The 12,678-nt window shown below is 67.9% G+C and carries 11 protein-coding genes; all 11 read right to left on the minus strand.

Annotated elements, in window-relative coordinates:
* Positions 1-3: 3 nt before the first annotated feature.
* Genes FHW83_RS08730 through FHW83_RS08780 form a run of 11 tightly spaced genes read right to left on the minus strand, consistent with a single transcriptional unit; the run spans position 4 to position 12,669 of the window.
* Complete coding sequence (locus tag FHW83_RS08730) at positions 4-1,482, minus strand: methyl-accepting chemotaxis protein (RefSeq protein ID WP_176645949.1); 1,479 nt, start codon at positions 1,480-1,482, stop codon at positions 4-6.
* A 57-nt stretch (positions 1,483-1,539) separates the two neighbouring features.
* Positions 1,540-2,283, minus strand: coding sequence for an ABC transporter substrate-binding protein (locus FHW83_RS08735; RefSeq protein ID WP_176645950.1), 744 nt, complete (start codon positions 2,281-2,283; stop codon positions 1,540-1,542).
* Positions 2,284-2,295: 12 nt separating this feature from the next.
* Positions 2,296-3,975 carry a methyl-accepting chemotaxis protein gene (locus tag FHW83_RS08740; protein ID WP_176645951.1) on the minus strand — a complete coding sequence of 560 codons (1,680 nt, stop codon included), beginning with the start codon at positions 3,973-3,975 and terminating at the stop codon, positions 2,296-2,298.
* A gap of 10 nt (positions 3,976-3,985) precedes the next feature.
* Positions 3,986-4,495: a chemotaxis protein CheW gene (locus FHW83_RS08745; protein WP_176645952.1), complete on the minus strand. Its 510-nt coding sequence runs from the start codon at positions 4,493-4,495 to the stop codon at positions 3,986-3,988.
* A 13-nt stretch (positions 4,496-4,508) separates the two neighbouring features.
* Entirely contained in the window at positions 4,509-6,197 is a 1,689-nt protein-coding gene (locus tag FHW83_RS08750; RefSeq protein WP_176645953.1) for a methyl-accepting chemotaxis protein, read from the minus strand.
* A 30-nt stretch (positions 6,198-6,227) separates the two neighbouring features.
* On the minus strand, positions 6,228-7,490 hold the full coding sequence (locus FHW83_RS08755) for an EAL domain-containing protein (protein ID WP_176645954.1): 1,263 nt from the start codon (positions 7,488-7,490) through the stop codon (positions 6,228-6,230).
* A 2-nt stretch (positions 7,491-7,492) separates the two neighbouring features.
* On the minus strand, positions 7,493-8,566 hold the full coding sequence (locus FHW83_RS08760; RefSeq protein WP_176645955.1) for a chemotaxis response regulator protein-glutamate methylesterase: 1,074 nt from the start codon (positions 8,564-8,566) through the stop codon (positions 7,493-7,495).
* Positions 8,563-9,087, minus strand: a complete 525-nt coding sequence (locus FHW83_RS08765) for a chemotaxis protein CheD (protein ID WP_176645956.1) — start codon at positions 9,085-9,087, stop codon at positions 8,563-8,565. The genes FHW83_RS08760 and FHW83_RS08765 overlap by 4 nt, the downstream gene beginning before the upstream one ends.
* Entirely contained in the window at positions 9,084-9,893 is an 810-nt protein-coding gene (locus FHW83_RS08770; protein ID WP_176645957.1) for a protein-glutamate O-methyltransferase CheR, read from the minus strand. The genes FHW83_RS08765 and FHW83_RS08770 overlap by 4 nt, the downstream gene beginning before the upstream one ends.
* 15 nt (positions 9,894-9,908) lie before the next feature.
* Positions 9,909-10,484 (minus strand): chemotaxis protein CheW, encoded by a 576-nt coding sequence (locus FHW83_RS08775; RefSeq protein ID WP_176645958.1) that lies wholly within the window; start codon positions 10,482-10,484, stop codon positions 9,909-9,911.
* A gap of 13 nt (positions 10,485-10,497) precedes the next feature.
* Positions 10,498-12,669 carry a chemotaxis protein CheA gene (locus tag FHW83_RS08780; RefSeq protein WP_176645959.1) on the minus strand — a complete coding sequence of 724 codons (2,172 nt, stop codon included), beginning with the start codon at positions 12,667-12,669 and terminating at the stop codon, positions 10,498-10,500.
* Between the last annotated feature and the right edge of the window lie 9 nt (positions 12,670-12,678).

The following is a 12,678-nucleotide window of genomic DNA, read 5'->3' on the forward strand; positions in this document are numbered from 1 at the left end:
GGTTCAAAAGCGCGTGAACTTGGTTTCATCCGGCGCGCCGTCGGTCGCCAGACCGATGTTGCGCGCCGGCCGGCCGGCGGCGGCGGGCTTCAGCGCCGCCGGCCGCCGCGCCGTCACGCGCGGCCCCTCGTCCGCCACGGCGTACTGCTTGAACACCGCCATCAGCCGCCGCAGCTGATCGGCCTGGGCGCTCATCTCTTCCGCGGTGGCCGCCAGCTCTTCCGAACTGGCCGCGTTGACCTGCGTGGTCTCGCTCAACTGGCTCACCGCGCTGTTAATCTGCCGCACGCCGGAGCTCTGCTCTTCCGACGCCGCCGCGATCTCCTGCACCAGGTCCGAGGTCTTGCGGATGTTCGGCGCCAGCTCGTCGAACATTTCGCCGGCCTGCTCGGCCAGTTTCACGCTGTCGGCCGCCACCTCGCTGATTTCCTGCGCCGCCACCTGGCTGCGCTCGGCCAGCTTGCGCACCTCGGCCGCCACCACCGCGAAGCCCTTGCCATGCTCGCCGGCGCGCGCCGCCTCGATGGCCGCGTTCAACGCCAGCAGGTTGGTCTGGTAGGCGATATCGTCGATGATGCCGATCTTGCCGGCGATCTGCTTCATGGCCGACGCGGTGGCCTTCACCACCTCGCCGCCGCGCCCGGCCCCCAGCGCCGCCTGGGTGGCGATGCCGTCGGTGACCTTGGCGTTCTCGGTATTCTGCGCGATGGAGGCCGTCATCTGCTCGATCGAGGCGCTGGTCTCCTCCACGCCGGCGGCCTGCTCGCTGGACGCCTGCGACAGCGATTGCGCCGTCGCGCTCACCTCCTGCGAGGCGCCCGACAGGCTGCTCACCACCATCTGCACCTCGCGCACGATGCCCGACAGGCTGCGCGTGATCCACACCGCCAGCACACAGCCGGCGATGGCGATCACCACGTCCACCGCCAGGATCATCTGCTTGGCGGAGTCGGTCACCTGGCGCATGGCCAGCGATTCGCGCTGGGTCTCGGCCTCGTTCACCTTGAGCAGCTTGCGGAAGGCGGAGGCGATGGCCTCGTCGGCGCCCTTGATGTTCTTGTCCATCTCCAGCGCCGTCATGCCCTTGTCGTGCATGGCCTCCAGCTGCGTCATGCTGTGCTCATAGCTCTTGACGCCGGCCTGCACCTCGCCCAGCAGCACCTGCTCCTCCGGCGTCAGCGGCCCGGCGTCACGGTAGAGCCCCATCTCCTTGTCGATCATCGCCAGCTCGGCGCGGAACTGGGCATTGCTGTCCGGCCCGCGCAGGATGTAATTCTTGAAGTGACGCACCGCGCGCCCGTGCGCCGTCACGCCTTCCAGCACGGCGTTCTTGCGCGCCAGCGTGACGCTTTCGAAATCGCTCCAGTGATCGTGCAAGGCCGTCAGCTTGGCAAAGGCGATGACGCCCAGCAGTATCACCAGCAGCACGATGCCGCCGAACCCCGCATGCAGCCGGGTCTCCATTTTCATCCGTTTGAACATGGCGCGTCCTCCTCCATAGCATTGTGAACCAATATTGGGACCTAATTCTCACCAAAACTAACGGTGCAGCCAGCGCCTGGTCAGGCGCGCGAAACTGCCGTCCTGCTTCATGCTGTCGAGCGCCTTCTGCCACGGCGCCACCTGGGTGTCCGGCGTGTCCGGCGGGAAGGTCAGGTAGCTCCGGATGTTCATCAGGAACAGTACCGGCACCACCGTGCCGGGCGACACTTTCGCCTGCGCCAGCAGGGCCGGCAACTGCTCGCGATCGGTCACCATGGCCTGGCGGCGGCCGGCCAGCAGCATGGTCAACATGATGCGCGAGGTGCCGACCGGCTCCAGATTGGTGAACCCGGCCTGCGCCAGATATTCATAGGAATAGAATTCGCGCGGCAGCAGGATGCCGTCCAGCGTGCGCGCGTCGTCCAGCGTCCGCAGGTGCAGCCCGGCGCCGCGCAGCGCGTACAGATAAGTGTGGGTCTCCATCACCGGCCCCACCCACTTGAACTTCGCCTCGCGCGCGGGGGGTCGCTTCGGGCAGGCCAGCATGACGTTCTCGCCGGACAGCGCGGTGCGGTAGGCGCGCACCCACGGCACCACCTCGATCGGCGTGCGGTCGCCGATGCGGCGCTGGATCTCCCGCACCACCTCGGCGCAAAAACCCGTGACCGTACCGTCGCGCACGAAGAACAGCGGCACGGCGTCCGAGCCAAGAATACGCAACGGTCCGCGCGCGGCCGCCGCAGCTTGTGGCGCCAACAATGCCGCCAGCGGCAGCGCCACGGCCCAGGTCTTCCAATGCATTACGCGTCCTTGTCAAAACTTGGTGAAATTGGCCTCATCGGGGTCGCTCATTTCCGCCATGCGCCGGGTGGTCACGGCGCCGCCCAGGCGTGTCGGCCTGGCCGGCCGGCGTGCCGGCGTCGCCACCTGCGGCTTGTAGCCCGCGCCGGCCAGCTTGAAGAACGACATCGCCTGCTGCAGTTGCTCGGCCTGGCCGCTCATCTCTTCCGCCGTCGCCGCCAGCTCCTCGGAGCTGGACGCGTTCTGCTGCGTGGTCTGGCTCAGCTGCGTCACGGCCGCGTTGATCTGGCCGACGCCGGCCGACTGCTCCTCCGACGCCGCCGTGATCTCCTGCACCAGGTTGGAGGTGCGGCGGATGTTCGGCACCATCTCGTCCAGCAGCTGGCCGGCCTTCTCCGCCAGCTCGACGCTGCTCGACGCCACCTGCTCGATCTCCTGCGCCGCCACCTGGCTGCGCTCGGCCAGCTTGCGCACTTCCGCCGCCACCACCGCGAAGCCCTTGCCATGCTCGCCGGCGCGCGCCGCCTCGATGGCCGCGTTCAACGCCAGCAGATTGGTCTGGTAGGCGATGTCGTCGATGATGCTGATCTTCTTGGCGATCTGCTGCATCGCCGCCACCGTCGACTTGACCGCCTCGCCGCCCTCCGCCGCTTCCAGCGCGGCCTTGCTGGCGATGCCGTCGGTGACCTTGGCGTTCTCGGTGTTCTGCGCGATCGAGGCCGTCATCTGCTCGACCGAGGCGCTGGTCTGCTCGGTGCCGGCGGCCTGCTCGCTGGCGGCCTGCGACAGCGACTGCGCGGTGGCGCTCACCTCCTCCGAGGCCGAGGCCAGCGCCTCGGCGCCGTTGTTCACCTCCTGCACCACGTGCGACAGCTTCTCGATCATGCCCTTCATCGCCGCCAGCAGGCTGCCGGTGTCGCCGGCCTTGAGCGCCACCTCGGCACGCAGGTCGCCATCCGCCACCTGGCGCACGATGTCGGCCGCGTACGACGGATCGCCGCCCAGCTGTTTCATGATGCCGCGCAGGATGAACAATCCGATCGCCACCAGCAGCGCCAGCGCCACGGCGGCCGCGGTGTACATGCGCGAGGTGGCGGCCGCCGACGCGGCCTCGGCCTCCTTGACCGCGTCGTCGCCATACTTGACGTTCATGTCGACCAACTTGTCGCCCAACGCCTCCACCTCGCGGAAGGCCGGGCGGTTGTCGGCCAAGACCTTGTGCAGCGTGATGAACAGCTCCTTGCGCTTGCCGATGTCGGCGCCCTGGATCTGCGTCAGCAGGCTGCCGAATTCGGCGTCCTTCTGGCGCCAGGTATCCCAGGCCTTGACGAACTGCTTCCACACCACCGCCTCCTCGCTGGTCTGCGGCAGCGGTTCGTAGATTTTCCAGGCATGGTCGATCTCCGCGAAGATTTCGCCGCGGCGCTTGATCTGCTGGGCGATTTCCGCGCTGTCCTCGGGATACATGATGAGCGCATCGGCGGCGCGGTTGGCCGAACGGATGCTGGTCTTGCCCTCGTTGATGGCCATCAGCGCCTGCACCGACGGCATGCGGTTCTCGCCGATCTCTTTGAGCATCTCGCCTTGCTTTTTCAGCCCCTGCAAGGCGATCAGCACCACCAGCAACAGCGCCAGCACGGCGACGCCGATCAGCGCCAGGATCTTGGTCCTGACTGTAATAGTTGAGAACATGATGGTCTCCCTAGTGGATTTGCGCTACGAATTCTTGCAGGTGCAAGGTCGATACCACGTGCCGCACGTTCAACAACAGGACAAAGCGTCCCTGCACCTTGCCGATGCCGTTCAACAGGTCGGCCGTGACCGCGCCGAAGCGCGGCGCCGGCTCGATGTCGGTGGCGAGGATCTCCAGCACGGCGTTGACGGCATCGACCAGGATGCCGATCACGAACGGCCCATCATCGCCCTCCACCTCCACCACGATGATGCAGGTGCGCTTGCCGATGGCGGACGGCTCGCGCCCCAGCCGGCGCGCCAGGTCCAGCACCGGCACCGCCGTGCCGCGCAGGTTGATCACGCCGCTGATGGACGGCGGCATCTGCGGCACCGGCGTCACGCCGGCGTATTCCAGGATCTCGCGCACCGCCAGTATCCCCATCGCGAACATGTCCTGCCCCAGCATGAAGCTGAGGTACTGCGCCGATGCCGCTTGCTGCTGCGGCACGGGTGGATCGGCTACGGTCAAGGCAGTCATGGCTACACCCCCGCTAGAATTTGACGAAGTTCGCTTCGTCCGGTTCGCTCATCTCGTTCATGCGCCGTCCGGCCAGCGCGCCGGCGGGAGCGCCCGGCTTGCGGCCGGTGCGCCCGGGCTTGTGCCGCACCGGCGAACGCACCGCGTGCGAGCCGCCGGCCAGCTTGAAGAAGGACATGGTGTGCTGCAGTTGCTCGGCCTGGCCGCTCATCTCTTCCGCCGTCGCCGCCAGCTCCTCGGAGCTGGACGCGTTCTGCTGCGTGGTCTGGCTCAGCTGCGTCACGGCCGCGTTGATCTGGCCGACGCCGGCCGACTGCTCCTCGGACGCCGCCGTGATCTCCTGCACCAGGTTGGAGGTGCGGCGGATGTTCGGCACCATCTCGTCCAGCAGCTGGCCGGCCTTCTCCGCCAGCTCGACGCTGCTCGACGCCACCTGCTCGATCTCCTGCGCCGCCACCTGGCTGCGCTCGGCCAGCTTGCGCACCTCGGCCGCCACCACCGCGAAGCCCTTGCCATGCTCGCCGGCGCGCGCCGCCTCGATGGCCGCGTTCAACGCCAGCAGATTGGTCTGGTAGGCGATGTCGTCGATGATGCTGATCTTCTTGGCGATCTGCTGCATCGCCGCCACCGTCGACTTGACCGCCTCGCCGCCCTCCGCCGCCTCCAGCGCGGCCTTGCTGGCGATGCCGTCGGTGACCTTGGCGTTCTCGGTGTTCTGCGCGATCGAGGCGGTCATCTGCTCGACCGAGGCGCTGGTCTGCTCGGTGCCGGCGGCCTGCTCGCTGGCGGCCTGCGACAGCGACTGCGCGGTGGCGCTCACCTCCTCCGAGGCCGAGGCCAATGCCTCCGCGCCGTTGTTCACCTCCTGCACCACGTGCGACAGCTTCTCGATCATGCCCTTCATCGCCGCCAGCAGGCTGCCGGTGTCGCCGGCCTTGAGCGCCACCTCCGCCGTCAGGTCGCCATCCGCCACCTGGCGCACGATGTCGGCCGCGTACGACGGATCGCCGCCCAGCTGCCGCATGATGCCGCGCAGGATGAACAATCCGATCGCCACCAGCAGCGCCAGCGCGATGCCGGACGAGAGATACATCGCATTGAGCGCCTTGGCCGACGCCGCGTCGGCGGTGCTCACCGCCTCATCGCCATACTGCACGTTCAGCGCCACCAGCTTGTTCAAGCTGGCCTCCGCGTCGTGAAACACCGCGCTGTTGTCCTTGATGGCGCTGTGCATGGTGGCAAACAACTCCTTGCGTTTCGCCGCATCGGCGCGCAGTATCTGCCCGGCCAGATCGGTCAGGGCGGCGTCGCGCTGTTTCCACGCATCCCACTGCTTGACGAAGGTGCTCCACAGCGCCTCTTCCTCCTTGGTCTGCGGCAGCGGATCGTAGATCTTCCACGCCTTGTCGATGCGCTCCCACCCCTCCTGCTTGCGCTTGAGCTCATGCGCGATATTGGCCTGGTCGTCGGGATACAGCGCCATGGCGTCGATCGCGCGGCTGGCCGAGCGGATCGCGGTCTGGCCTTCGTTGATGACTTGCAGCGCCTGCACCGAGGGCATGCGGTTCCGGCCGATTTCCGCCAGCATTTCCCCCTGCGTTTTCAAACCCGAAAACGCGATCAGCATCACCGTCAGCAAGGCCGCCACGGCCACCGCCAGCAAAATCAAAATCTTGGTTCGCACCTGCAACGTCGACAGCATGAACATCCCCTCCCACCGTGGTTGTCGTTCTTATTCGCCCGCCAGCGCGCGCAGCCTGCGCCTGTCCTGACGGATCCACCCCACCAGCTCTTCGGCCGGCATGGGTTTGGCCAGCAAATAGCCCTGCGCCATGTCGCAACCGAGGTCGCGCAACAGCTTCCAGTCTTCCACCTTTTCCACGCCCTCGGCCACCGTGGCCACGCCCAGGCTCTGGCCCAGGTCGAGCGCGCTTTTCAGCACCTTGTGGCGGTTCGGCCACTGCGCCGCGCCGTTGACGAAGGCGCGGTCGATCTTCAGTTCCGTGAACGGGCAGCGCGCGAACTGCTGCATCGATGAGTAACCGATGCCGAAATCGTCCATCGCCAGCCCGTAGCCGGCCAGCCGCAGGCGCCCCAGGTTGGTCAGCGCCTGCGACAGCTGGCGCATCACGCTGGTCTCGGTGACCTCCCACACCAGCGCGGCCGGCGTCACGCCGGAGGCCGAGACCTGCGCCATCAGGCGGTCGATGAAGCCGCGGTCGGCCAGGTTGTCGGCCGACAGGTTGACCGACACCGTCAGCGGCGGCAGGCCATGGCTTTGCCAGGCCAGTATCCGCTCCAGCACGTGATGCACCATGCCGAGCGTGAAGTCGGCCATCAGCGGCGTGCCCTCCAGCGCGTCGATGAAGTGCGGCGGCGGCAGCACGCCGCGCCGCGGATGCTTCCAGCGCGCCAGCGCCTCCACGCCTTTCAGCTGGCCGTTCCGCATCGCCACCTTGGGCTGGAAGAAGGGCACGAACTCGCGCCGCCCCAACGCCTGCGCGATCTCCTCCAGCGAGGCGTGCGGCGGCGGCGGCGCGGACGGCGCGCAATCGCTGGGACGTCCCTCGGCCTTGCACAGCAGCTGCGACAGCGATTCCAGCTGCACCGGCTTGAGCAAAGTGCCCAGCAGGCCGATGGCGGCGTCCTCGCACGCCATGTTCTCGATGATCTCCAGCAGGCGCGGATCGCGCGCGCTGACCACGATCAGGTTTTCCGTCAGGCGCCGTTCGCGCAGCTGGCAAGTGAGCTCGATGCCGTCCATGCCCGGCATTTCAAGATCGGTCAGCACCAGGAACAGCGGCGCGGCCTGCGCCTCCAGCACCCGCAAGGCCTCGTTGCCGTCGCCGGCCTCGAGGATCTCGCCGAAGTCCAGCTGGCGCAGCAGGCCGACCAGGTAGCCGCGCTGCACCACGCTGTCCTCCACCACCAGCACGCGGCGGCCGCTCCACGGCGGCGCGGCGGCGATGGGGGCGATGGCGGGCGTGGAGGTCATGATCAATACTGCAGCTGCTGCAGGATTTCGCGATAGATCGCGTTCAGCGGCACCGACTTCTCGACGCCGCCCCGTTTCACCGCCTCCTTGGGCATGCCATACACCACGCAGCTGGCCTCATCCTGCGCCACCGTGCGCGCGCCGGCCTTGAGCATCTCCAGCAGGCCGGCCGCGCCGTCGTCGCCCATGCCGGTCATGATCACGCCCAGCGCGTTGGCGCCGGCCGCGCGCGCGGCGGAGCGGAACAGCACGTCCACCGAAGGCCGGTGGCGGTTGACCAGCGGACCGTCCACCACCTCCACGAAGTATTGCGCGCCGTTGCGGCGCAACAGCATGTGCTTGCCGCCGGGCGCGATCAGCACCTGCCCCTGCAGCACGCGGTCGTTGTTGGCCGCCTCCTTGACGCGCACCTCGCACACGCTGTCCAGCCGCGACGCGAAGGCGGCGGTGAACTTCTCCGGCATGTGCTGCACCACCACGATGCCGGGCGAGACGCGCGGCAGCGCCGTCAGCACCTCCTCCAGCGCCTGGGTGCCGCCGGTGGAGGTGCCGATCGCCACCACACGCTCGGTGGTGGCGGTCATCGGCCGCACGTTCTCCGGCGGCAGCACGGCGTCGGCGTTCAGCTTGGCGGTGACCGGCGGCGGCGCCGGGCGGTTGGCCAGCTTGCCGACGTGGGCGCCGGACGCCGCCCGCACCGCCGACACCAGTTCGTCCGCGCTGTCGTGCAGGAACTGCTTGAGGTCCAGGCGCGGCTTGGTGATGATGGCCACCGCGCCGGCGGTCAGCGCCTCCACCGAGGTCTGCGCGCCCTTCTCGGTCAACGTCGAGCAGATCACCACCGGCGTCGGTCGCTCCGCCATCAGCTTGCGCAGGAAGGTGATGCCGTCCATCTTGGGCATTTCCACGTCCAGCACCAGCACGTCCGGCCACTGCGTCTTCATGCGTTCCATCGCCAGCAGCGGGTTGGCCACCGCGTGGGTGACGGTGATGCCGGGCGCCGCGTTGAGCAGGGCGCTCAGCACCTGCCGCACCACGGCGGAGTCGTCGACGATCATGACCTTGATAGCGCTCATGCGTGGGTCCTTGCTCCCGCGTTGCCCCATCCCGGCTCCGGCGGAACCTGGCGGCTCAGCACCTCGCCGCTGCGGATGGTGAAGATCAGTTGACGGTGGCCTTCGCCGAACAGGCTCTCGGACACCACGTGTATGCCATGCTGCTGCAGCAGCGCGCGCGCGAAGTCGCCGTTCTGGGCGCCGATGTCGCGCACCCGGCCGCGCGCGCTGCGCGGGAACATATTGGCGCCGCCGAAAATCTTGCCCTGGCACTGGGCCAGCGGCACGCCCTGGCGCGCCAACCCGTCCAGCAGCAACTGCATGGCGTCGGCGCCGTACATGCCCGGCTTGTCGGCCGGACGGTCGGCCCTGCGGCGGCCATGGCCGGGCAGCAGGAAGTGCGACATGGCGCCGATGCGCAGGCCCGGATGCCACAGCGTGATCGAGACGCAGGAACCCAGCAGCGTGCGCACGCGGTACTGGGCGTCGCCGACGAAGTAATCGCCCGGCATCAGGAAGATGTCGATCAGCTTTTCGCTCATGGCTTGCGATAAATCGAAGGCGCCACGGCGGCCAGGCTGTCGTTGATATCGTTCAGCGTTTCCGAATGGCCGATCAGGAAATAGCCGCCGGGGCGCAGCTGCGCCAGCAGGCGCGCCACCACCTGGCGCTTGGTTTCCAGGCTGAAGTAAATCATCACGTTGCGCAGGAAGATCACGTCGAAGCTGCCGATCCGCGGCAGCGGCGCGTTCAGGTTCAGGTGCTGGAACTGCACGCGCTGGCGCAGGCCGCGCTCGATCAGCAGGGTGCCGGCCTCGCTGCCCTGGCCCTTGAGGCAAAAACGCTTGAGGTAAGCCTGCGGCATCTGCGCCGCGCGCTCGATCGGATAGTGGCCGCTGCGCGCGCGCTGCAGCACGCGGGTGCTGATGTCGGTGCCCAGCACCTCCCACGCGCCATCGATGCCCATCACGTCGGCCAGCACCATGGCGATGCTGTACGGCTCCTCGCCGCTGGAGCTGGCCGCGCTCCACACGCGCAGCGTGCGGTTCTTGTCGCGCGCGTCCTGCGCCAGGTCGCGCAGCAGCGCGAAGTGCTTGGGTTCGCGGAAGAAGTAGGTCTCGTTGGTGGTCAGCAGGTCGACCGCCACCTGCAGCTCGGCCGGCTGGGCGCGGCTTTCCAGCAGGCGCAGGTAGTCGCCGTAGCTGTTCAACTGATAGTGCGCCAGCCGCTTGGCCAGCCGGCCGCTGACCAGCGCCTGCTTGCCGTTGGCCATGGTGATGCCCGCCGCATCGTAGATGAAGCGCTGGAACTGCATGAACTCGCGCTCGGTGATCATGGCCACGGGCATGGGGCACCGCCTTGCCTAGGCGACGGCGGCGGCGGTGCCGCGCGCCATGTCGACGATCTCCTCGCTCGACAGCACGCGCTCGATGTCGAGCAGGATCACGAAGCGGCCGCGATCCTTGTCCATGCGCTTGCCCATGCCGGCGATGAAGTCGGGACGGATGCGGGTGCCGAACGCGGGCGCCGGCTCGATGTCGGCGGCGGCGATCTCCACCACCGCGTTGACCGCGTCCACCAGCATGCCCAGCACCTGCTTGCCCTTGTCATCCTCCTCCGCGCCGGCGGTTTCCACGATGACGATGCAACTGCGCTTGCCGATCGCGCTCTGCCCGCGGCCGAAGCGGGCCGACAAATCCATCACCGGCACCACCGCGCCGCGCAGGTTGATCACGCCGCGCACGCAGTCCGGCATCATCGGCACCGTGGCCAGGCTGCCGTACTCGATGATTTCCTTGATGTGCAGGATGCCGACCGCGTACTGCTCCTCGCCCAGCATGAAGGTCAGGAACTGGCTGGGCAGCGCGGCGCCGCTTTGCAGCGCGTCCAGGGCGCTGCTTCCGTAGGTGACGACATTGGCGTTGATGGCGGTGCTCATGGTCTTCCTTTTTCTATGCGGCCAGCGACAAGGCGCCCTTGCCGCCCACCGTGCGCATCAGGGCGGCCACGTCCAGGATCAGCGCCACCTCGCCGCTGCCCAGGATGGTGGAGCCGCTGATGCATTTGACTTCGCTGAACATGGGGCTGAGCGGCTTGATCACGGTCTGGAATTCGCCCAGCAGCGTGTCCACCACCAGCCCGGCGCGCTGGGTGCCGAACTTGAGCACCACGATGCTCTCGCGCCGCGTGGCCGCGCCGGCGATGCGGAACAGGGAGCGCAGCCGCACCAGCGGCAGCACCTGGCCGCGCAGGTTGGTGTAGTCCTGCCCCGGCTCGGTGGCGTACTCGATGCATTCCTCGATCATGTCGAGCGGGATCACGAACACCGACGCCCCCACCTGCACCAGGAAGCCGTCGATGATGGCCAGCGTCAGCGGCAGGCGCACGGTGACGGTGGTGCCCTGCCCCTCCCTGCTGCCGACGTCCACGCTGCCGCGCAGCGCCTGGATGTTGCGCTTGACCACGTCCATGCCGACGCCGCGCCCGGACAGGTTGGTGATCTTCTCGGCGGTGGAAAAACCGGCCTCGAAGATCAGGTTGTAGATTTCGCTGTCGCTCAGCTTGCGCTCGGGGTCGACCAGCCCGCGCTCGATGGCCTTGGCGAGGATTTTTTCCTTGCGCAGGCCGCCGCCGTCGTCGCTCACCTCGATCACGATGCTGCCCGATTCATGGAACGCGTTCAGCTTGATCATGCCCTTGGCCGGCTTGCCGGCCGCCAGCCGCGCCTCGGCCGGCTCGATGCCGTGGTCCATGGCGTTGCGCACCAGGTGCATCAGCGGGTCGCCGATCTTCTCCACCACGGTCTTGTCGAGCTCGGAATCCTCGCCGTCCACGATCAGGCCGATGTCCTTGCCCAGCTCGCGCGCCACGTCGTGCACCACGCGCTGGAAGCGGTTGAAGGTGGCGCCGATCTTCACCATGCGCAGTTCCAGCGCGGCGTCGCGCACGTCCTCCACCAGGCTGGTGAGGATGGAGGTGCATTCCAGCAGCTCGGCGTTGTGGAGGTTCTGGCCGATCATATTGGCGCGCGCGCCGGCGATGATCAGCTCGCCCACGAGGTCGATCAGCCTGTCCAGCTTGTCGGAGTCGACCCGGATCGAGCGGCTCTCCTGCGCCTTTTGCTCGCTGACCTGCTTTTGCTTGGCCAGCGCCGCCTCCACCACCACCGGCGCCACGTTGCCGGCGCCGACCAGGATGCTGCCCAGCTGCTGGACCGGCGCGTCCTGCGGCAGCTGGTCGCGGTTCGCTTGCCGCTGCAGCGCGCCGTCCAGCTCCTGCTGGGTCACGCTGCCGCAGCGGACCAGCATCTCGCCCAGGCGCGCGCGCTGCTCCGGCAAGGCGCGGATCAGGTTGACGTATTCCGACACCTTGCTGTGCGGCGGGATGATGCGGATCTCGCAGTCGTCCTGCACGAACTCGAACACGCCGGCGATGGCGTCGCGGTCGGCCTCGCTGTCGAAGGAGATCTCGAAGCCGAGGTAGCACAGCTCGGCGTCCATTTCATCGGGCGGCGGCAGGGCGTCCGGCACGGTGGCGATGCCGACCACGCGGCCCAGCTTGCCCAGGTAGCGCAGGAAGGCGATCGGGTCCATCCCGTTCTGCAGCACGCCGCGGCCGAAGCGCAGCGAGATGTGCCAGTAGTCGCTGTCGCCGCGCTCGGCGTCGATGCGCTCCACCCTGGGCCCGGCGTGCAGCGCCGGGACGGCGGCCGGCGCGGCCGGGGCCGCTTCGCCGTCCATGTGGCGGCGCAACTGCTGCTGCAGCATCTCGCCTTCCGGCGCGGTGTCCGGGTCCTGCTCGTGCTGGCCGGCGGCCAGGCCGTTGATCATGCCGGACAGGTAGTCGCAGCACGACAACAGCAGCACCACCATTTCATCGTTGAGCGTGACGCTGCCGTCGCGTACCTTGTCCAGCAGGCTTTCCACCACATGGGTGAAGGCCACGATGTGGTCCAGGCTGAACAGGCCGGCCGAGCCCTTGATGGTGTGGGCCGCGCGGAAGATGGCGTTGATCGCCTCGCTCTGGTCGCCGGCCAGGTCGACGTTGAGCAGGGCGTTCTCCATCTCCTCCAGCAGTTCGCGGCTTTCGGCGATGAATGTCTGTAGCGCTTCGTCCAGGTTCATGGCTTTCCC

Source organism: Duganella sp. SG902 (assembly GCF_013376005.1).
Taxonomy (GTDB): Bacteria; Pseudomonadota; Gammaproteobacteria; order Burkholderiales; family Burkholderiaceae_D; genus Rugamonas.